The 20,054-nt window shown below is 66.8% G+C and carries 17 protein-coding genes; 6 read left to right on the top strand and 11 right to left on the bottom strand.

Going from position 1 to position 20,054, the window contains the following annotated elements; translation table 11 throughout:
• Positions 1-155 precede the first annotated feature (155 nt).
• Entirely contained in the window at positions 156-587 is a 432-nt protein-coding gene (locus tag JO236_RS09405) for a hypothetical protein (RefSeq protein WP_293327797.1), read from the top strand.
• 18 nt (positions 588-605) lie between these two features.
• Here JO236_RS09405 and JO236_RS09410 read toward each other — a convergent pair whose 3' ends face one another.
• The gene (locus JO236_RS09410; protein WP_293327800.1) at positions 606-1,928 is read right to left on the bottom strand and encodes an aminotransferase class I/II-fold pyridoxal phosphate-dependent enzyme; all 1,323 of its coding nucleotides are present in this window, start codon (positions 1,926-1,928) and stop codon (positions 606-608) included.
• 30 nt (positions 1,929-1,958) lie between these two features.
• Here JO236_RS09410 and JO236_RS09415 point away from each other — a divergent pair, with 30 nt between their 5' ends.
• Positions 1,959-2,603 carry a pyridoxamine 5'-phosphate oxidase family protein gene (locus JO236_RS09415; RefSeq protein WP_293327802.1) on the top strand — a complete coding sequence of 215 codons (645 nt, stop codon included), beginning with the start codon at positions 1,959-1,961 and terminating at the stop codon, positions 2,601-2,603.
• Between the two features lie 100 nt (positions 2,604-2,703).
• On the opposite strand, the gene ilvA is transcribed toward JO236_RS09415, so the two are convergent.
• The 6 genes from ilvA to JO236_RS09445 form a co-directional block, all read right to left on the bottom strand.
• Positions 2,704-3,996, bottom strand: coding sequence for a threonine ammonia-lyase (gene ilvA / locus JO236_RS09420; RefSeq protein ID WP_293327804.1), 1,293 nt, complete (start codon positions 3,994-3,996; stop codon positions 2,704-2,706).
• Positions 3,997-4,029: 33 nt separating this feature from the next.
• Complete coding sequence (locus tag JO236_RS09425) at positions 4,030-4,467, bottom strand: nitroreductase family deazaflavin-dependent oxidoreductase (RefSeq protein ID WP_293327806.1); 438 nt, start codon at positions 4,465-4,467, stop codon at positions 4,030-4,032.
• A gap of 137 nt (positions 4,468-4,604) precedes the next feature.
• The gene (gene dnaE, locus JO236_RS09430; protein WP_293327809.1) at positions 4,605-8,177 is read right to left on the bottom strand and encodes a DNA polymerase III subunit alpha; all 3,573 of its coding nucleotides are present in this window, start codon (positions 8,175-8,177) and stop codon (positions 4,605-4,607) included.
• A gap of 58 nt (positions 8,178-8,235) precedes the next feature.
• Entirely contained in the window at positions 8,236-8,676 is a 441-nt protein-coding gene (locus tag JO236_RS09435; protein WP_293327812.1) for an SRPBCC family protein, read from the bottom strand.
• Positions 8,676-9,479 carry an SDR family NAD(P)-dependent oxidoreductase gene (locus JO236_RS09440; RefSeq protein ID WP_293327815.1) on the bottom strand — a complete coding sequence of 268 codons (804 nt, stop codon included), beginning with the start codon at positions 9,477-9,479 and terminating at the stop codon, positions 8,676-8,678. Before JO236_RS09440 ends, JO236_RS09435 begins: the two co-directional genes overlap by 1 nt.
• A gap of 4 nt (positions 9,480-9,483) precedes the next feature.
• Positions 9,484-10,542, bottom strand: coding sequence for an SDR family NAD(P)-dependent oxidoreductase (locus JO236_RS09445; RefSeq protein WP_293327817.1), 1,059 nt, complete (start codon positions 10,540-10,542; stop codon positions 9,484-9,486).
• A gap of 111 nt (positions 10,543-10,653) precedes the next feature.
• Between JO236_RS09445 and JO236_RS09450 the strand changes: the two genes are divergently transcribed.
• Together JO236_RS09450 and JO236_RS09455 are read left to right on the top strand one after the other, a co-directional pair.
• Entirely contained in the window at positions 10,654-10,920 is a 267-nt protein-coding gene (locus JO236_RS09450; protein WP_293327820.1) for a YdeI/OmpD-associated family protein, read from the top strand.
• Positions 10,921-11,020: 100 nt separating this feature from the next.
• A complete protein-coding gene (locus tag JO236_RS09455) occupies positions 11,021-11,431 on the top strand; it encodes a group I truncated hemoglobin (RefSeq protein ID WP_293327822.1) in 411 nt (136 codons plus the stop codon).
• Positions 11,432-11,619: 188 nt separating this feature from the next.
• Here the strand turns inward: JO236_RS09455 and JO236_RS09460 are convergent, their stop codons facing one another.
• Together JO236_RS09460 and lspA are read right to left on the bottom strand one after the other, a co-directional pair.
• The gene (locus tag JO236_RS09460) at positions 11,620-12,546 is read right to left on the bottom strand and encodes an RluA family pseudouridine synthase (RefSeq protein ID WP_293327824.1); all 927 of its coding nucleotides are present in this window, start codon (positions 12,544-12,546) and stop codon (positions 11,620-11,622) included.
• Positions 12,546-13,139: a signal peptidase II gene (lspA, locus tag JO236_RS09465; protein WP_293327826.1), complete on the bottom strand. Its 594-nt coding sequence runs from the start codon at positions 13,137-13,139 to the stop codon at positions 12,546-12,548. Before lspA ends, JO236_RS09460 begins: the two co-directional genes overlap by 1 nt.
• A gap of 39 nt (positions 13,140-13,178) precedes the next feature.
• On the opposite strand from lspA, the gene JO236_RS09470 reads away from it, so the two are divergent.
• Positions 13,179-14,156 carry an asparaginase gene (locus JO236_RS09470; RefSeq protein WP_293327827.1) on the top strand — a complete coding sequence of 326 codons (978 nt, stop codon included), beginning with the start codon at positions 13,179-13,181 and terminating at the stop codon, positions 14,154-14,156.
• Here the strand turns inward: JO236_RS09470 and JO236_RS09475 are convergent.
• Complete coding sequence (locus JO236_RS09475) at positions 14,112-15,491, bottom strand: DNA polymerase IV (RefSeq protein ID WP_293327949.1); 1,380 nt, start codon at positions 15,489-15,491, stop codon at positions 14,112-14,114. The two genes, JO236_RS09470 and JO236_RS09475, sit on opposite strands and share 45 nt — an antisense overlap.
• A 49-nt stretch (positions 15,492-15,540) precedes the next feature.
• On the opposite strand from JO236_RS09475, the gene JO236_RS09480 reads away from it, so the two are divergent.
• Entirely contained in the window at positions 15,541-16,110 is a 570-nt protein-coding gene (locus tag JO236_RS09480; protein WP_293327828.1) for a class I SAM-dependent methyltransferase, read from the top strand.
• 134 nt (positions 16,111-16,244) lie between these two features.
• On the opposite strand, the gene ileS is transcribed toward JO236_RS09480, so the two are convergent.
• Positions 16,245-19,379, bottom strand: a complete 3,135-nt coding sequence (ileS, locus tag JO236_RS09485; protein ID WP_293327831.1) for an isoleucine--tRNA ligase — start codon at positions 19,377-19,379, stop codon at positions 16,245-16,247.
• Positions 19,380-20,054: the final 675 nt, after the last annotated feature.

Below are 20,054 nucleotides of genomic sequence, written 5' to 3' on the forward strand. Positions count from 1 at the left end.
TCGGCGTCGGCCTCACCGGCAATTACAAGGTCGGTTTCGGGCCGCTGTTTGACATCGACTACAACTACTTCTAAACGCGCATCTGCGCGAAGCGGCTTGGCCCGGTTGTGGATAACTGACTGGCCGTAGCCGAGTCGGCCGCCCATGATTCGCGCATGAATCATGTCGATCTGCTACCGGTTCCGCCCATGGACACCGCCACCGATCCTGTGCACTCAGCTTCCGACCTTCGGCAGCGGTGGCGTGCCCTGATGCGGCCCTTGGGATTCGATCAACGGCTGTTGTGGTTCGGCTTCGTCGGGACGGACCGTCGGCTGATCAAGGCGCTCAGCCAGATAGCCATGAGTCCAAGACCGAAGGCCCGAATCCTGAAGAATCTCATGTCGGCACTACGCACCACGCTTTGTGACTTCCAGCCCGGCGTCACGGTGGCATTCCTGCTGACCGGACCCGGGCGCGGCCCGATTTCGCAGGCCGACCGGGTGTGGGCAAAGTCGTTGGCCGACATGGCCGAACGGTTCGCCGTGCCCCTTGAGCCGATCTTCCGCGCCAACGACGAGTCGGTGCTGCCGGTCGGGACGTGCTGATTGGTTGCGCGAGCGCCACTAAACGCTGGAACGCCCGCTGCCCCGCACCGCCTCGACCACCGCGTCGGCAAGCGGATCGATCTCGTGGGCGGCCAGGTCAGCGATGGTGATACGCATCCCCGGTGGGGAACTAATCCGGAATCGGCTTCCCGGCGCGGCGGCCCATCCGGTGCTCAGCAACCGGGTGATCGCGGCCGTCTCGTCGGGCACCGGAACCCAGACGTTCAGCCCGGACCGGCCGCGTGCGGTGACGCCGCGTTCGCTCAGTGCCGTGCGTAAACCGTTGCGGCTGTCGGCATATCGCTGCTTGGCAGCCCCGACCAGACGCTTCGCCGCGTCGTCCGACCACAGGTCCATCGCGAGATCCTGCAGCAGGTGACTCACCCAGCCGGGTCCAAGCCGCAATCGGCCGTGCACCCGTTCGACCGTGCGGTGGTCCCCCGCCAGGACCGCGAGCCGCAAATCCGGACCGTACGCCTTGGAAGCCGACCGCACGAACGCCCAATGGCTGGTCGATCCGGCAAGCGTGTGCAGCGGCGCGCCGGCGACGTCCGCGCAATGGTCGTCCTCGATGAGCAGCAGGTCGCCGTGGTCACTCAGCATCCCGCGCAGCTCGTCGGCGCGTTGGGCGGAGACCGCCGCGCCGGTCGGGTTCTGCGCGCGACTGGTGATGACCGCCGCCCGCAGACCGCGGCCCAGCGCCCGGGCCATGTCGGCAACAACCGGTCCGTCGTCGTCTACCCGCACTGGTTCGGCCGAAAGTCTAAGCGCAGCAAGCAGATCCAGCAGGTTAGCCCAGCCCGGATCCTCGACAGCCACCCGGTCGCCCGGACGCAAATGCGCTGTCAGCGCCCGCTCGATGCCGTCCAGCGCACCATTGGTCACCGCGAGATGGTCGGCCGGCACCCCGTCTGCGGCGAGGATGCGCCGCGCGTATCCGACCAGCTCGGGCGACATCGCCGGCTGCCCGTACAACAGCGGCGTTTTCGGCCCTCGCCGCAGCCCGGCCCGTGCGATCGGCAGCAACTCGGGATCCGGATTTCCCGTCGACAGATCGCGGGCACCCGCGGGAACGCCGAGCCCGACCAACGACCGGGGCGTGGTCGCCGGCCGTTCCCGAACTCGCGTGCCACGCCGTCCCGCGGTTTCCACCGCCCCACGATCGCGCAGCAGTCGATAGGCCGCCGCCACGGTGTTGGCATTGACGCCGAGTTGCCCGGCAATCCCGCGGATTGGCGGAAGCGCCTCGCCGGGCGTCAGGGCCCCCGTCGAGATGGCCTCTTCGACGCTGGCCGCTATCGACTCTGCCCCCGCGCCGGATATCGTATATTGTACTGGCACAGCAGTCATTATGCACTAGAACAACGGACAATGGAACCTGCATACCACCCCACACCCCGAACCACGCCTACCCGCTACCGGGAACGCGCGAGCTACGACCGCCAGACCGTGCATCGCATCCTCGACGAGGCGCTGATCTGCCACCTCGGCTACCTCGCCGACGACAAGCCGGTGGTGCTGCCGACGACACACGCCCGCTCCGGAGAAACGCTCTACCTGCACGGCTCGACCGGCAGCGGTCCGATGCTCGCCGCCAAGCTGTCCGGCCTGCCGGTGTGCGTTACCGCGACCCTGGTCGACGGGCTGGTACTGGCCCGATCGGCGATGCATCACTCACTGAACTACCGCTCGGTGGTCGTGATGGGAACGGCGCGCGTCGTCGACGACCCGGCTGAGAAGTTGCAAGCGCTACATGCCCTGCTCGATCACATCCAACCTGGGCGTGCCGCCGATTGCCGGACCCCAAACGCGCGTGAGCTTGCCGCCACCGCAGTGCTCGCCCTCCACTTGCTCGAAGTTTCGGCCAAGGTGCGCAACGCCGGCCCGGCCGACGATCCCGAAGACATGACCCTGCCGCACTGGGCCGGGGTGATCCCGCTGCGCCTTACCGCCGGAACGCCAACGCCCGCAAGCGATCTCGACCCGGCTATCCAGCTGCCGTCGTACCTGTCCTAGCGCCTCGAGCTGGGTCACCTCCCGCGCGACCGTGCGTGTCGGCACAGCGACACGCCGCAGAACCCGTACATCTGCGCACGCTCGCGCCAGAAAAACAGAATCAGAGCAGCAGATAGCGGTAGGCCGGCGAACCGGGGTGCAGGGTTTCGACGTGCATCTCCGAAGTCCGCATCCGCGCCAACAGGCCATCCAGATCCGCCGCCGACCCGAGTTGGATGCCGACCAGCGCCTCGCCGGTCTCGCGGTTGTGGCGCTTGACGTACTCGAACAGGGTGATGTCGTCGTTGGGGCCAAGTACCTCGTCGAGGAAGCGGCGCAGCGCACCGGGCTCCTGGGGGAAGTCGACTAGGAAGTAGTGCTTGAGGCCGAGATGGACCAGCGAGCGTTCCAGCACCTCGCCGTAGCGGGACACGTCGTTGTTGCCGCCCGAGATCAGGCACACCACCGTGGATCCTGACTCCACCTCAGCTTCCAAGAGGCCGGCCACCGACAACGCGCCCGCCGGCTCGGCGATGATGCCCTCGTTCTGATACAGGTCGAGCATCGCGGTGCATACCGCGCCCTCGTCGACGGCGGTGATCGACACCATGTCACCGGCGGCGGCCAGGGCGGCATACGGCAGCGTCCCGGCCCGGCTCACCGCGGCGCCGTCGACGAACTGGTCGCAATGCTCCAAGGTCACCGGCTCCCCCGCGGCCAGCGCGGCCATCATCGCGGCGGCGCCCGCCGGCTCGATGCCCAGCACCGCGGTTGTGGACGTGCGCTCCGCGAGGTAGGTCGTAATGCCCGAGATACAGCCGCCGCCGCCGACGGGCACCACCATCAGGTCGGGCTCGGTCCCCAGTTGCTCGAGCACCTCGACGGCGATGGTGCCCTGGCCGGCCATGGTGCGCACGTCGTCATACGGCGGCACCAACGTGGCGCCGGTGCGCCGCACGTCATCGATCGCGGCCGCCGCCGCCTGGTCGTAGGTCGAGCCGCCGACGATCAGTTCGATGAACTCCCCGCCGTGGTAGCGAATCCGATCGCGCTTTTGCTTGGGTGTTTTGGCGGGCACGTAGACGCGGCCGCGCACGCCCAACGACCGGCATGCGTAAGCGAAACCCTGCGCGTGATTTCCCGCCGAGGAGCACACCACGCCCGCGGCCAGTTCCTCGGCGGATAGCTGCACCAGCAGGTTGTAGGCGCCGCGCAGCTTGTAGGAGCGCACCACCTGAAGATCCTCGCGTTTCAGGTAGACCGCCGCACCGGTGACCGCCGACAGCCGGTCGCTGAGCTGCAACGGTGTCGGCGTGATCACCGAGGCGATCCGCTTCGCCGCCCCGTCAATGTCACCGGCGCACAGCGGCGGCGGCGGCAAGGTGCTCGGGTTCTGGCTCGGTTCGGCGGACACCGGTCAATGGTGCCATGCCGGGCGAGGAGCCGATCAGCTCACCGGGGTCAGCACGAACACGGGAATCTGGCGCTCGGTCCTGGTCTGGTAGTCGGCGTAGTCGGGATAAGCGGCCACCGCACGGCCCCACCAGGTGGCCTTTTCGTCGCCGAACACCTCGCGGGCGTCGTAATCACCGCTGACGGTGCCGTCCTGCAGCTCGACGCGGGGGTTCTTCCTGACGTTGTAATACCAGACCGGGTTCTTCGGGGCGCCGCCGAGCGAGGCGACGATCGCGTACTCGCCGTCGTGCTCGACGCGCATCAGCGGGGTCTTGCGGAGCTTACCGGTCTTTGCTCCGATGGTGGTCAACAGGACGATGGGCATGCCCCCCAGATCGGCGGCCTCGGTTCCGCCGGATTCGACGAACTTGTCGGCTTGCTCGCGGGACCAATCCAAGGGGCTGGGTGCGTATTCACCTTCTAGCGGCATGCCACCACTTTAGGCACGCCGGCTGACCCGTCGCATCGCCCGGCAACCACTCACGAGCGTGCGTGTCGGTCCGGCGACACACCGTAAATCCTGTGCAACTGCGCACGCTCGCCGACAGGGGGCGAAACGGCCAGCGGCTAAGCGCCCAGGCACCCCGGGCCGAGCAGCGCCTTGAGGTCTCCCATCAGCGCGGGCGAGGGCGTTACCCGCAGGGACTGGTCCAGCTCTAGCGTGGTGATCCGGTCCCCACTGATCAGGCGCAAATGCACCTGCGAGGTACCGGGGTGGCGCGCCAAGACCTGCTTGAGCGCACTGACCTTGTCAAAGGTGCACTGTCGGGTCGGCAGGCTGACCGCCAACGGCCGGTCGGGCTGGGCGTGGGAAAAGTCGGGCACCACAAGCTCGTTCGCGATCAACGAGACCCGGTCGTCACGGACCGCGACTTTAGCGTTGACCAGCACGACCACGTCATCGGCGATCTCGGCGCCATAGTTGGAGTAGGTGTGGGGGAAGAACATCACCTCGATACCACCGGTGAGATCCTCTAATTGCGCTGAAGCCCAAGGCATTCCGTTCTTGTTGACCCGCCGGTTCACCGAAGCCAGAATGCCGCCGACGCGCACCTGGGCGTCGTTGGGAATATCGCCGTCGAGGATCGCCGGGATGGCGGTGTCGACCTGCGCGGCCAGCAGGTGGGCCACCTTGTTGAGCGGATGGCCGGACACGTACAGGCCCAGCATCTCCCGCTCCAGCGCCAGCTTGTGCTTGTCCTCCCATTCGTCTTCGGGCACCTTGATGGTGAATACCGCGTCCCCGGCGCCTTCCCCATCAGAGCCGCCGAACAGGTCGAACTGTCCCATCGCCTCGGCCTTCTTGGTGCCCAGCACCGAGTCGACGGCGTCGGTGTGCACCAGGAAGAGGCCCTTGCGCGCGTGCCCCAGCGAATCGAAGGCACCCGCCTTGATCAGCGACTCGGTGACCTTCTTGTTGCACGCCGAGATGTCAATCTTGTTCAGGTAGTCCGAGAAATCGACGAACTTGCCCTTATCGCCACGGGTTTGGATCAGCGAACCCACCACGTTGGAGCCGACGTTGCGCACCGCGCCCAAGCCGAAGCGGATGTCGTTTCCTACCGAGGCGAAGTTCAGACCCGACTCGTTGACGTCCGGCGGCAGCACGGTGATCCCGAGTCGGCGGCAGTCGGCAAGGTACACGGCGGCCTTGTCCTTATCGTCGCCGACCGAGGTCAGCAGGCCGGCCATGTACTCGCCGGGGTAGTTGGCCTTCAGATAGGCGGTCCAGTAGGACACCAGGCCGTAGCCGGCGGCGTGCGATTTGTTGAACGCGTAGCCGGCGAACGGAAGAATGGTGTCCCACAACGCTTTCACCGCGCGCTCGGAGAAGCCGTTGGCGGTCATGCCTTCGCAGAAGCCCTTGTACTCCGCCTCCAGCACTTCCTTTTTCTTCTTGCCCATCGCTTTGCGCAGCGCGTCGGCCTTGCCCATGGTGTAGGAGGCGACCTTCTGGGCGATGAACATGATCTGCTCTTGGTAGACGATGAGGCCGTAGGTCTCGGCAAGGATCTCGCGCAGCGGTTCCTCGAGGTCCGGGTGGATCGGCTTGATGGCCTGCCGGTTGTTTTTGCGATCGGCATAGTCGTTGTGGGCGTTCGCGGCCATCGGCCCCGGCCGGTACAGCGCCAGGACCGCGACGATGTCGTTGAACTCGGTGGGCTGCATGCGGCGCAGCAAGTCGCGCATCGGCCCGCCGTCGAGCTGGAACACACCGAGGGTGTCGCCGCGGCCCAGCAGCTCGTAGGTGGGCTTGTCGTCCAGCGGCACCGATTCCAGGTCGAGGTCAATTCCCCTGTTGGCCTTGATGTTTTCGATCGCGTCGCCAATGATCGTGAGGTTTCGCAGACCCAGGAAGTCCATCTTCAGCAGGCCGATCGCCTCGCACGACGGGTAATCCCAGCCGGTGATGATCGCCCCGTCCTGCGGTCGCTTCCACAGTGGGATGGACTCGGTCAGCGGCTCGCTGCTCATGACCACCGCGCAGGCGTGCACGCCGGCGTTGCGGATCAGGCCTTCCAGCCCGCGCGCCGTCTGGTAGATGGTGCGCACATCGGGGTCGGTTTCGATCAGACCGCGGACCTCGGCGGCTTCCTTGTACCGTTCGTGGGCCGGGTCGATAATCCCGGACAGCGAAATGTCCTTGGCCATAATGGCGGGCGGTAGCGCCTTGGTGATCCGGTCGGCGATCGCGAAACCGGGCTGCCCGTAGTGGATCCGCGCCGAATCCTTCAGTGCCGCTTTGGTTTTAATGGTGCCGAAGGTGATGACCTGGGCGACCCGGTCATGGCCCCACTTGTCGGCGGCGTAGCGCACCATCTCACCGCGACGACGGTCGTCGAAGTCGATGTCGATGTCCGGCGCCGACGGCCGCTCCGGGTTGAGGAAGCGCTCGAACAGCAAACCGTGCGGAATGGGATCGATGTTGGTGATGCCCAGCGCGTAGGCCACCAACGAACCCGCCGCCGAACCACGCCCCGGCCCGACCCGGATGTCGACCGACCTCGCATAGTTGATCAGGTCGGCGACGATCAGGAAGTACGACGGGAAGCCCTTGTCGCAGATGACCTTGATCTCGTACTCTGCCCGGTCGAGGTAGTCCTGCCCGACCCCGGACGAAAACCGTCGCTGCAGTCCCGCCATCACCTCGTGCCGCAGCCAGGATGCCTGGTCATGTCCCACCGGCACCGGGAAGATCGGCATCCGGTCGCGCGGTTCCCACACGTCGGCGTAGGACTGCACCCGTTCGGCGATCAGGAGGGTGGAATCGCAGGCACCGGGAACCTGGTCGTCCCAGATCTGCCGCATCTCGGCGGCCGACTTGAGGTAGTAGCCGTCGCCGTCGAACTTGAAGCGCGTCGGGTCCGACAGCGTCTTGCCCGTCTGCACGCACAACAGCGCCTCGTGATTGTGGGCGGCGTCGCGTGTCACATAGTGGCAGTCGTTGGTGGCCAGCGGCGGGATGCCCAACTTTCGGCCGATCTCGAGTAGGCCCTCCCGGACCCGCTGTTCGATGCTCAGCCCATGATCCATCAGCTCGAGGAAGTAGTTGTCGGCGCCGAAGATCTCCCGCCATCTGGCGGCGGACTCCAGCGCTTCGCGCTCGTGCCCCAGCCGGAGCCGGGTCTGAACCTCGCCCGACGGGCAGCCGGTGGTGGCGATCATGCCCTCGGCGTGTTCGGCGATGAGTTCGGCGTCCATGCGTGACCACTTGCCGAGTTGGCCCTCGAAGGACGCCAGCGAGGACAGCTTGAACAGGTGGCGCAGACCGGTTGCGTTCTCGGCCACCATCGTCAGGTGGGTGTAGGCGCCGCTGGCCGACACGTCGTCACCCTTCTGGCTGGGATCACCCCAGGTGATGCGACGGGTATCAAAACGAGAACCGGGCGCGATGTAGGCCTCGACCCCGATGATCGGCTTGATGCCGGCCTTGGTGGCCCCGTTGTAGAACTCGCTGGCGCCGAACATGTTTCCGTGGTCGGTCATCCCGATCGCGGGCATTCCCAGCCGCTCGGCCTCGGCGAACATCGGCGTGATCTTCGCGGCACCGTCCAGCATCGAGTACTCGGTGTGGTTGTGCAGGTGGACGAACGAGGACTCGTGACGAGCGCTCGCGCGAGAAGCAGACGGACCGGTCATAGGGACGCCAGTCTATGACTGACCACCGACGTATTTTGGGCGTGTCGCGAAGTGTGTCTCAGGACTGATTGCCGTACAGCTCGACGAAGTTTCGCAGCGACTTCTCCACATCGCCTTTGACGGCCCGCGCCGCCGCAGAGCCGACGGGCCCGAACAGGGCGCGACCGCCCAGCTCGAGGCGCAGACCGAGCCTGGACCCGTCTTCGGCGTGCCGCACGGTCAGCGAGACGCCGTACTTCGTGCCTCCCTTGCCAGATCCTGACATCGCGACCTCGTGCGGCGGATCCCACTTCGTCACCGTCCAGGTCACACGGTTGCGCAAGCCCTTCGAACGCGCCACGCCCACGATCTCCGTGCCCTCGGTGATCTCGTCGGGCAGCTCGCTGCGCCACCCCTCGTGCATGACGAGCCAGTCGCCGAGGTCCGACAGGTCCGATACGTGGTCCCACATGTCGTGCGGGCTCATCGGCACGTCGGCCGTCAGTTCGACGGCAGCCATCAACGCCCCTGTCCGCCGCGCAGCCGATTGCCGATCCGGATGGCTGGCAGCAGCAGACTGCGCGGCGCCAACCTGCCGCCCACGCTGACGGCCCGGGGTACGACGCCGGGCACCACGCTGCGCTTGCCGGCAAGCATCCCGGCGATCGCAGCTTCGGCGACGTCGTGTGGCGAGACCTGGGCGACGCCGATGCTGAACCGCTCGGCATTGGCGATCTCGGCCCACTCCGTCGGCACCGGGCCCGGACACAGGCACGTGACCGACACCCCGGTGCCGTGCAGCTCCTCGTGGACGGCCTCGGAAAACGTTTGGACGAAAGCCTTGGTGGCCGAATACACCGCCATGAAAGGAAGGGGCTGGAACCCGGCGATCGAGGCGATGTTCATCACCGCACCGGCGCCGCGCTCGACCATTCCGGGTAGCGCCGCGTGAGTCAGTTCCATCAACACCAGCGCGTTGAGCGTGACCTCTTCGCTCTCGCGTTCCAAGGGCAACTCGTAGAAGACCCCGCTGGTGCCAAAGCCGGCGCTGTTGCACAGACCGGCGATCGGCTCGGCGCGAAGCCGGTGGGCCAGTTTCGCACGGCCTTTGGGGTCGCTGAGGTCGGCCGGCAGAACCTCGACTCCCACCGAGTATTCCTTGCCCACCTCGTTGGCGAGTTCGTCGAGGCGCTCGCGGCGGCGCGCCACCAGCAACAGTGGGAAGCCGCGGCGGGCCAAGCCCTGGGCCAGCTCGGCGCCGATGCCCGACGAGGCGCCGGTGATGACAACAGTGGTGTCGTTGGTCGGTTTCGGGAGACTCATGATGTCACCAATGGATCCCTCGGGTGGCCTGCAGGAACGTCGCGCTTCGTCTGTCGAGTTTCTGAGAATCCCCGGCATCCTCGGATTTCTCGGAATCCTTTGTGTCGGAAGCGGATTCGCTGCCCTTGGCGGCGGCGGAGTCGTGGAACATGCTGAACGCGCGGTTGCGTACCCGGTCCATCACCGCCGGGTTGACGGCGTCGGCCACGGCGGCGAACTGCCCGAAGGGTGAGCTGGCCCGCCGCGGCCGGTGCACGATCGCGTCGGTGATCACCCCCGCCGCCTGCTCAGGCGTCAGCGTCGGGAATTTGTCGTACATGGTGGTCGGGCTGATCATCGGGGTCCGCACCAGCGCCATGTGCACGGTGGTGAACCGGACGTCCTCGTTGACGACCTCGGCCTGCAGCGCATCGCACAGGCTGTCCAGCGCGGCCTTGCTGGCGATGTAGGCGCCGAATCGCGGCGCGCGGGTCTGCACGCCGACCGAGGAGACGTTGATGACTTGCCCGAAGCCGCGTTCGCGCATCCCGGGAATGAACTTCAGGATGAGCTGGACGGCGCCGAGGTAGTTGAGCTGCATGGTTCGCTGATAGTCATGAATGCGGTCGTAGGACAGCGCCAACGAACGCCGAATCGACCGGCCCGCGTTGTTGATCAGGATGTCGACACCGCCCAGATCGTCGAGCACCTGATCGGCCATCGCGGCGATGGCGTCCATGTCGGACAGGTCACACGGGTACACGTGCGCGGCGGCATCGCCGCGCTCCGCCCGGATTTCGCCGGCGACCTTTTCCAGGTTCTCCAACGTCCGCGCGACGAGCACCACCGTGCCGCCGGCCTCGGCGATCTTCTTCGCCGCCGCCTCGCCGATACCCGACGACCCGCCCGTGATCAGGACGACCTTGCCGTCGACCGCATCGCCGAGTTTCCGGCCCTGCACCGCATCCAGCAGATTCCTCAGATAGAAGGGCCGATATCGCCCGGCCGAGTTCGGCGTGTTGATGATGTTTGACACCGTCGCGAGGGGCTTCTCGACGAAGTTCGTTAGATCACCAAGATTCATCGGTGGCAGCTCCTGATGACGAGGGTGTGACGCAGGCCATAGAGCCAACCTATGACATCAGTCAACGAGTGGATGCAGGTTGGTCTTATCCGGCGCCGCTACCCTGGCCCCATGAGCGGCCAACGAGTGCCCGGCGGGGCCGTGCACAAGCTCCCGGCAGAACTGCGCGAGGCGCTGATCGGCAGCGACACCGCGCTCGCGGCCTGGAAAGACATCACCCCGTTGGCGCGCAACGAATTCATCTGCTGGGTCGAGGATGCCAAGCAGCAGACCACGCGGGAGCGCCGCATCCGCCGAACCCTCGAGGAGCTGGAGGAAGGCAAGCGCCGGCCATGCTGCTGGCCGGGATGCCGGCACCGCGAACGCACCGGCAAGTAGCCCGCTGTTTGAGAACACCGCAATCAGCTTGTTACACAATCTAATCCGACTGTGATTGCGCTCTAACGGATAGGCAATCGCGGGATGGTTGCCTTTCGCGATGGGAATACGGTCACGCTTTCGCAAGCCCCAGACGGTGAGCATTTACGACAGGATCGGCGGGTACGAGGCCATCGAGGTCGTCGTCGAAGATTTCTATGTGCGGGTGCTGGCCGACGACCAACTCAGCGGTTTCTTCACCGGCACCAACATGAGCCGCCTCAAGGGCAAGCAGGCGGAATTCTTTGCCGCGGCCCTCGGCGGGCCGCAACCCTACACCGGAGCACCGATGAAGCAGGTGCACCAGGGCCGCGGAATCACTATGCACCACTTCGGCCTGGTCGCAGGGCACCTGGGTGACGCGCTGGCCGCGGCCGGAGTTCCGGCGGAGACCGTCGCCGAAATAATCGGCGTCGTCGCCCCGCTGGCCGGAGACATCGCATCGGGTGAGAGCAGCCTCTCGCATATGTAACGCCCATCGGTCACACGCGTTCCTGGCCGAGGCGACACTTTTGTCCGGTTTCCGGCGGCAACGCGCCGTGTCACCGCCCGGGCCAAAAGATATGCCACTCAAGCCAATTCGAGTCTTTGCTACGAGTTCAGACAAAAGGCACATCCATCCCGGGCGCGCCCAGCCGACCGGGACATTCCAGCGCTTCCCTACCTCTCGGCGCGCAAGACGTCCAGCGCGTGCTGCAGATCGTCCGGGTACGGACTAACGATCTCGATCCGCCTCCCGTCGGCCGGATGCGCGAACGCCAGCGACCGTGCATGCAGCCATTGACGTTGCAGGCCAAGCCTTTTGGCTAGGTTCGGATCGGCACCGTAAACGAGATCGCCGCAACAGGGATGATGCAGCGCGGCGAAGTGCACTCGGATCTGGTGGGTGCGGCCGGTTTCCAGGTGCACGTCCAGCAGGCTGGCCGCGACGAAGGCCTCCGCGGTGTCGTAGTGGGTGAGGCTGTGCCGGCCGTTGGTGGTCACCGCGAACTTCCAGTCACCGCCGGGATGACGGCCGATCGGCGCGTCGATCGTACCGCTGGACGGGTCCGGATGTCCTTGCACCAGAGCGTGATAACGCTTGTCGACGGTGCGTTGTTTGAACGCGCGCTTCAACGCGGTGTAGGCACGCTCGGAGAGCGCCACCACCATCACTCCCGAGGTGCCGACGTCCAGACGGTGCACAATGCCCTGCCGCTCGTGCACGCCGGACGTGGTGATCCGGTAACCGGCCGCGGCCAGGCCGCCCAGCACCGTTGGCCCGGTCCACCCCACCGACGCGTGCGCGGCCACCGCCGCCGGCTTGTCGACAGCGACGATGTCGTCGTCGGAATACAGGACCGTCATGCCCTCGATGTCGACGGGCGTGTTCTGCAGCGGTGCCGGGGCCGCGGGCAGCCGCACCTGCAACCACGCTCCGGAGGCCAGCCGGTCGGATTTCCCCGCCGGCACGCCGTCCAGCTCAACCCCGCCGTCCTCGGCGATCGCCGCCGCGGCGCTCCGGGATAGCCCCAGCAACCGGGCCAGCCCGGCATCCACCCGCATGCCGGCCAATCCCTCCGGGACGGGCATGGACCGTTCAGTCATCAGTCTCGATCGGCCTGACGCCGGCCGACAGAGTCGAAATCGAAACCGAAGACGGACAGCACCACCAGCAGGATGGCGCCGCCGACCACCGACGGGTCGGCGACGTTGAACACCGGCCACCAACCCACCGACAGGAAGTCCACAACGTGTCCACGCAAGGGCCCGGGCGCCCGGAAGAACCGGTCGACGAGGTTGCCCATCGCACCGCCGAGGATCATTCCCAGGCCCACCGCCCACCAGGGAGAGACCAGCCGTCGACCCATCCAGAAGATGCCGACCACCACACCGGTCGCGATCAGCGTCAAGACCCAGGTGTACCCGGTCGCCATCGAGAACGCCGCCCCCGAATTGCGCACCAAAGGCCAGGTCACCGTGTCGCCGATGATCGACACCGGCTGACCGGGCGGCAGCAGCTTGACCGCGATCACCTTGGTGATGATGTCGAGGGTCAGCACCACCGTCGCAACCGAAAGCAGCAGCCGCAGCCGCCTTGAGGGCTTGTGGGGCGGCACGGGAGCTTCGGGTTTCCCGGTTCCTGCGGCCTCCGCCGCCGTGGTCACCGGCTCGGTCGATCCGGTTGCGTCCTCGGGCACTTCCCCATCATCCCTTAACGCGTGCGGGATGATCCAACCATGGCACGCCTCACCGTCATCACCACCGGAGGGACGATCGCGACCAGCACCGGCGCCGACGGAGTCCGCCGGCCCACCCGCAGCGGCGCGGAACTGACGGCAGGCCTCGACCAAGGCCACGAGGTGGATGTCGTGGACCTGATGGCGGTCGACAGCTCGCTGCTGACGCCGGCCGACTGGGACCGCATGCGCGCCGCGCTGCACGCCGCGGTAGATCGGGCGGCGTCCGGCGCCGACGGTGTGGTCATCACGCACGGCACCGACACCCTCGAGGAGACCGCGCTGTGGCTGGAGCTCACCTACTCCGGTACCGCGCCGGTCGTGTTGACCGGCGCCATGCGCAGCGCCGACGCTCCCGACGCCGACGGACCGGGCAACCTGCGCGACGCCTTGACACTGGCCGCCAGCCCGGCCGCGCGCGGATTCGGCGTGCTGGTGTGCATGGCCGGCCGAGTGTTACAGCCGTTGGGGCTGTACAAGTTGGCCACCGCGGGAGTGAGCACTTTTGCCGGCCAACTGCTTGGCACCGTGTCCGCCTCGGCTTTGGAACCGGTCACACTGACGCACCCCAAAACGCGCCCGTATCTGGGCGATCTCAGCGGCGCCGCCGCGCCGCGGGTTGACGTCGTCGCCGTGTACCTCGGAAGTGACTCGGTGGCCCTGGACGCGTGTGTCGCTGCGGGCGCGAGAGCCGTGGTCCTCGAGGCGATGGGCTCTGGCAATGTCGGAGCCGCGGTGATCGACGGGGTACGCCGCCATTGCGGCACGGGCCTCGACGGGGTCACTATCGCGGTGTCCACCCGGGTCGCCGGGGGCAGGGTCCGTGCGACGTACGGTCCTGGCCATGACCTGGTCGAAGCGGGCGCACTGGTGGTGCCGCGGTTGCGGCCGGCCCAGGCCCGCGTGCTGCTCATGGCCGCCCTGGCCGCGGACCTAACCGGGGCCTCCGTCGCCGACGTCATCGACCGCTGGGGCTGAATCGACCTCGGCCTGCAATGCGCCGACGTAATCCGGCCAGTCCAGGCTGTCGACCGGATTGGCGCGGGTGATGTCGCCGTCGTCGAGGGCGAAAGTCCGCGCCGGCCCCGGCCCGGAACCGCGCGTCTCGAACCGCACGGTCACCACCCCGTGGCCCGCGCCCTGCACCCAGCCGTGCCCCAACGCGCGGTGGGTGATGTCGTCTCCCACCCGCCATGATTCGGCTCCCGACGTCGGCGCCGTGTCGACCGAATGCTCGGCCTCCGCGGTCTCCGGCGCTAGCTCCAGATCCACGAACAGCGGTTCCTGGCGCACCTCGGTCAACCCCGAAAATCCAACGCCGAGAAGGCGGATGGGCCCGATCTGCAGCGGGTCCAGCAGCAGTCGCCGGGCGACCGCGGCCAGGGTTGTGGCCTCCGTCGTCGCGTAGGGGATTGTCGCGGAGCGAGTCAGCGTGCTCATGTCGGATTTCTTCATCTTGACGGTGACCGTCCGCGCGCCCCGGCCGTCGCGCAGCAACCGTTGATGGGCGTGCTCGGCGATCGGGTCGATCGCTTCGCGCAACTGTTCCAGACTCGTCAGGTCGACGGCGAAGGTGGACTCGGCGCTGATTTGCTTGGCTTCCGCGCGCTCCGCGACGGGACGGTCATCGAGCCCGCGGGCCAGCCGATGCAGCGCGGGCCCGACGGTCGCGCCGAGGACGTTGGCCACCTCGACGTCGGTCAGCGCGGCCAGCTGGCCGATCGTCTCGATGCCGAGCCGATGCAGCTTCTCCCCGGCGACCGGGCCGATGCCCCACAGCCGCCGCACCGGCAATGCGCTCAGCAACAGCTGCTCTTCGGCGCGGCGCACCACCCGGATGCCGTCGGGCTTTGCCAGGCCGGAAGCGATCTTGGCGACTTGTTTGCCCGAGCCCGCACCGACCGAGGCCACCAGTCCGGTCTCTTCGCGCACCCGTGCCCGCAAGTCCTCGCAGAACGTCTCGACGTCGTCGGCCGGCGCCCCGGCGAGCTGGGGCGGTTCCCCGAACGCCTCGTCGAAGGACAACTGCTCGACGACGGGCACCAGGCTGCGCACCGTGTCGAAGACCCGGCGACTGGCCACGCCGTACACCACCCCGCGCGGCGGCAACACCACGGCCGTCACGCCGATCAGCCGGCGAGCCTGGTGCATCGGCATGGCCGACCGAGCGCCGAACACCCTCGCTTCATAGCTCGCGCCGGCCACCACGCCCCTGCCGCCCACCCCGCCGACCAGCACCGGCCGGCCCCGCAGGGTCGGCCGGGTGAGTTGTTCGACGGAGGCGAAGAACGCGTCCATGTCCAGGTGCAGCACCCAACGGGACTCCACACTTGTCGATGCTATTGCGCTAGCGTCTCTGCCCATGGCAATGAACTTGTGCCACCGCGTGTTCTGCAGTTCGCGCCGCTACGCCGAGGTCGTCGAGCGCCGGCTGATGCCTTGGGCGCTGGAAGATGTGGACCTCGGCGATCGCGTGCTGGAGATCGGACCGGGCTACGGCGCCAACATCCGCGTGCTGATCGACCGGACGCCGTACTACACCGCGGTCGAGATTGACCCGGTGCTGGCGAAGCGGCTGCAGGACGCCTACGGGGACCGGGCCCGGATCATCCACGGCGACGGGACCAACACCGGCTTGCCGGCCGACGAGTTCAGCTCGGTGGTGTGCTTCACGATGCTGCACCACATCCCGACGCCGGCATTGCAGGACCGCCTATTCGCCGAGGCGTTCCGCGTGCTGCGACCCGGCGGGGTGTTCGCCGGCAGCGACAGCGCTGCGTCGATTCCGTTCCGGATCATGCATTTCCACGACACGTGCAACCCGGTGTCACCAGACACATTGCCGGAGCGCTTGCACGCGAACGGGTTTGGCAAGGTGCGCGTCGACGCCAATCGCGGCACCCTGCGTTGGCGCGCGGCCAAGGCCGCCTGACGAACTCCGAACAGCGACGCCGAGTGTGAACTATGCGACGACAACTCGGCGTGTCGCGTCGCAGGTTTCACACTCGGACGAAGGCGCGGGGCTGCAGTGACCTTGCGCCGGCGGGGGTGATGACCGGGCCCCCTTCACGCTTTGGCCAGGCTCACCCGCACGCCGTCGCCGATCTCGGTGGCGCCTGAGGCCGGCTCGCCGAAATCGAAGGTGGTGGCCAGGATTTCGCCGGCGATGAGGTCGCGATGGGCCGATGCCCAGTCCGCCCGCCCGGCCGGCACCGACATCACCACGCGGATGCGGTCGGAGACGTCCAGGCCGGTCGACTTGCGCAGCTCCTGCAGTTCCCGGATGCGGTCTTTGGCCCAGCCCTCGGCTTCCAACTCGGGAGTCACCGTGCCGTCCAGGACCACAAGGCCGGCCCCGCCGGACAGCGCCGCGGTGAACTCGGGGTCTGCGGCCACCAGCCGCGAGGTGTACTCGTCGGGTTGCAGCACCGCCGGGCCCGCCGTCAGCGTGCCGTCCGCGTTGACCACACCGTCGCCGGCTTTCACGGCCTTGATCGCCGCTTGCACGTCCTTGCCGAGCCGGGGTCCGGCCACCCGGGCGTTGACGGTGAGCTCGAACCGACCGTAAGCGTCGATCGCGTCGGTCAACTCGACCTGCTTGACGTTGAGTTCGTCGCCGATCAGGTCGACGAAGGGCTCCAGCCGTTGCGGGTTCTCCACTGCCACAGTCAGTTTCGGGAGCGGCAAGCGCACCCGCAGCTTCTTGGCCTTGCGTAGCGAAGATCCCGCCGAACACACCTCGCGGACCTGATCCATCGTGGTGACCAGGTCGGGATCCGCGGGCAGCTGGTCAACCTCGGGCCAGTCCGTCAGGTGCACCGACCGCTCACCCGTCAGGCCGCGCCACACGACCTCGGTGGCCAGCGGCAGCAACGGCGCGGCCAACCGGGCGGCCACCTCCAGCACGGTATGCAGGGTGTCGATCGCGTCGATATCCTCTTCCCAGAACCGCGCACGCGACCGCCGCACATACCAATTCGTCAACGCCTCGGTGAATTGACGCAGCTGTTCGCAGGCCCCGGAGATGTCGTATACATCAAGGGCCTGGGTCAGGTCGTCGCGCAGCGCGGCCAGCTTGGCCAGGATGTAACGATCCAGCACGTGCGTCGAATCAGTGCGCCAAGTACCAACTTTCGGCGCATACAGCGCCAGAAAACTATAAGCATTCCAGAACGGCAGCAACACCTGCCGCACACCGTCGCGGATGCCCTGTTCGGTGACGATCAGGTTGCCACCGCGCAGGATCGGCGAGGCCATCAGGAACCAGCGCATCGCGTCGGAGCCGTCGCGGTCGAAAACCTCGGAAACATCGGGGTAGTTGCGCAGCGACTTGCTCATCTTCTGGCCGTCAAAGCCCAACACAATTCCATGCGCCACACAGGTTTTGAACGCCGGCCGATCGAACAGTGCGGTCGCCAGCACATGCATCAGGTAGAACCAGCCGCGGGTCTGGCCGATGTACTCGACGATGAAGTCGGCGGGATAGTGCGCCTCGAACCAATCCCCGTGCTCGAAGGGGTAGTGCACCTGCGCGTAGGGCATCGAGCCCGAGTCGAACCACACGTCGAAAACGTCGGGGATCCGTCGCATGGTGCTGCGCCCGGTGGGGTCGTCGGGGTTGGGCCGGGTGAGCTCGTCGATGTAGGGCCGGTGCAAATTGTCCGGCCGCACGCCGAAATCGCGCTCCAGCTCGTCGAGGCTGCCGTAGACGTCGATGCGGGGATAGGTCGGATCATCGGACCTCCACACCGGTATCGGGGTGCCCCAGTAACGGTTTCGCGAGATCGACCAGTCGCGCGCACCCTGCAACCACTTGCCGAACTGGCCCTCCTTGACGTGTTCGGGATACCAGGTGATCTGCTGGTTCAGCTCCACCATCCGGTCACGGAACTTCGTCACTGCCACAAACCAGGACGAGACCGCCCGGTAGATCAGCGGATTGCGGCAGCGCCAGCAGTGCGGGTACGGGTGCTCGTAGGTCTCGTGGCGGAGCAGCACCGCGCCGTTTACCGCCGCTGCGCCGCTCTGGTTCTTCAGGTCCCGGATGATCTGCGCGTTGGCGTCAAAGACATGCTGCCCCCGGTAATCCGGAACCGTGGCGTCGAAACGTCCCTTGGAATCGACCGGGGTGACCGGCCTGATACCGGCGAGGTCGCAGACGGTCATGTCGTCCTCGCCATAGGCGGGCGCCATGTGCACGATCCCCGTGCCGTCCTCGGTGGTCACGAAGTCGCCCGGCAGCACCTGAAACGCGCCGGCGGAATCCATGAAGTACGGAAACGGCGGCAGGTACCGCGTCCCCAACAGTTCGGCGCCGCGATAGCTACCGAGCACGTCGGGCTCCTCACCCACTTCGCGGGCATAGGCGCCCAGCCGGGCCTCGGCCAGCACGAAACGCTGCTCTCCCACCCGGACCTGTGCGTAGGTCATCTCGGGGTTTACGGCGACGGCGAGGTTGGACGGCAGCGTCCACGGCGTTGTCGTCCATACCAACAGGTAGGCGCCATCCAGCGCGCCGCCCACCACCTTGAAGCCCACGGTGACCGCGGGGTCCTGGCGGCTCTGGTAGACGTCGTCGTCCATCCGCAGTTCGTGGTTGGACAGCGGGGTTTGGTCGCGCCAGCAGTAGGGCAGCACCCGGTAGCCCTCGTAGGCCAGCCCCTTGTCCCAGAGTTGCTTAAACGCCCAGATCACCGACTCCATATAGCTGAGGTCCAGCGTCTTGTAGTCGTGGTCGAAATCCACCCAGCGGGCCTGGCGGGTGACATACGCCTGCCATTCGCCGGTGTAACGCAACACCGACGCGCGACAGGCGTCGTTGAACGCCGCGACGCCCATGGCATCGATCTGGGATTTGTCGGTGATGCCCAGCTGGCGCTCGACCTCGAGTTCCGCCGGCAGCCCATGGGTGTCCCAACCGAAGCGGCGCTCCACCTTGTACCCGCGCATCGTGCGGTACCGCGGAACGAGGTCCTTCACATAGCCGGTGAGCAGGTGCCCGTAGTGCGGCAGACCGTTGGCGAACGGTGGGCCGTCGTAGAACACGTACTCGGGGGCCCCGTCGCGGTGGCCCATGCTGGCGCGGAAGGTGTCGTCGTGAAACCAGTAATCGAGCACCTCGGCTTCCAGCGCCGGGAAGTCTGGCGAGCCGCCGCGCGGGTCGGCACCGAGGTCACTGCGCGGGTACGCATTATCCGTCATTCGACTCCCCTGTGCCTAAAATCACACCCTGTCCAGGCACGGGGACGACGACGCGCACGGTGCGCGAATGCCGCGGTACCACCCCGCTTGCCGCGCTGGCGCGCGGCCGCTCATCCAAGAAGGCTGTGACGGGCCCACCCGTTCGGTTCTACTGGGCGTTTACGCCGTTCTTCCGAAGGCTAACCGGTGATAGCCGGATCGATGCCGATGGGCGCAATTCTACTGGTCGACGACGACGGAGACTGCAGCGCGTGGCTCTTGTTTTACCTGGGTTCAATCAGATGCAGCCGAAACGCAAATCCAACGACAAACATCAACTAGGCTCTCCGAAGCGACACCAGAATTTAGCTGTACCCGGGCGGACGGTCGCCCGAGCGTCGGAGCAGGCAGCCCGCACCGACGGCGATCCGGTCGAGGCTTCGCAGAAGGCACGGCCACTGAAGGGGGCAAGTGAACACCACATGGCGCGTCGCACGTAAAGCGGCCCCGGCCGTTGCCCGCCCGCTACCTGGCGGGATGCGGGCGTGCGCGGTGTCACTGTGTAACGTGCCTGAGCAAGACGTAGTCACGAAATTGATCGTCGGATCCATGGGGGCTCCACAGACATCATCATGGTTTCGGGGTTCGCGGACCAGCCGTGACTATCGGGTGAACCGCGACCTGCAGAGGGGCTTG

Origin of the sequence: Mycobacterium sp., from assembly GCF_019247635.1 — a bacterium.
In the GTDB taxonomy this organism is placed as follows: Bacteria; Actinomycetota; Actinomycetes; order Mycobacteriales; family Mycobacteriaceae; genus Mycobacterium.

What these genes read in the sequence shown, in the direction of transcription:
- JO236_RS09405 (WP_293327797.1), top strand. Translation starts at nt 156, where the DNA reads ATGAATCATGTCGATCTGCTACCGGTTCCGCCCATGGACACCGCCACC.
- JO236_RS09415 (WP_293327802.1), top strand. Translation starts at nt 1,959, where the DNA reads ATGGAACCTGCATACCACCCCACACCCCGAACCACGCCTACCCGCTAC.
- JO236_RS09425 (WP_293327806.1), bottom strand. Translation starts at nt 4,467, where the DNA reads ATGCCGCTAGAAGGTGAATACGCACCCAGCCCCTTGGATTGGTCCCGC.
- dnaE (WP_293327809.1), bottom strand. Translation starts at nt 8,177, where the DNA reads ATGACCGGTCCGTCTGCTTCTCGCGCGAGCGCTCGTCACGAGTCCTCG.
- JO236_RS09435 (WP_293327812.1), bottom strand. Translation starts at nt 8,676, where the DNA reads ATGGCTGCCGTCGAACTGACGGCCGACGTGCCGATGAGCCCGCACGAC.
- JO236_RS09440 (WP_293327815.1), bottom strand. Translation starts at nt 9,479, where the DNA reads ATGAGTCTCCCGAAACCGACCAACGACACCACTGTTGTCATCACCGGC.
- JO236_RS09445 (WP_293327817.1), bottom strand. Translation starts at nt 10,542, where the DNA reads ATGAATCTTGGTGATCTAACGAACTTCGTCGAGAAGCCCCTCGCGACG.
- JO236_RS09450 (WP_293327820.1), top strand. Translation starts at nt 10,654, where the DNA reads ATGAGCGGCCAACGAGTGCCCGGCGGGGCCGTGCACAAGCTCCCGGCA.
- JO236_RS09455 (WP_293327822.1), top strand. Translation starts at nt 11,021, where the DNA reads ATGGGAATACGGTCACGCTTTCGCAAGCCCCAGACGGTGAGCATTTAC.
- JO236_RS09460 (WP_293327824.1), bottom strand. Translation starts at nt 12,546, where the DNA reads ATGACTGAACGGTCCATGCCCGTCCCGGAGGGATTGGCCGGCATGCGG.
- JO236_RS09470 (WP_293327827.1), top strand. Translation starts at nt 13,179, where the DNA reads ATGGCACGCCTCACCGTCATCACCACCGGAGGGACGATCGCGACCAGC.
- JO236_RS09480 (WP_293327828.1), top strand. Translation starts at nt 15,541, where the DNA reads ATGGCAATGAACTTGTGCCACCGCGTGTTCTGCAGTTCGCGCCGCTAC.
- ileS (WP_293327831.1), bottom strand. Translation starts at nt 19,379, where the DNA reads ATGACGGATAATGCGTACCCGCGCAGTGACCTCGGTGCCGACCCGCGC.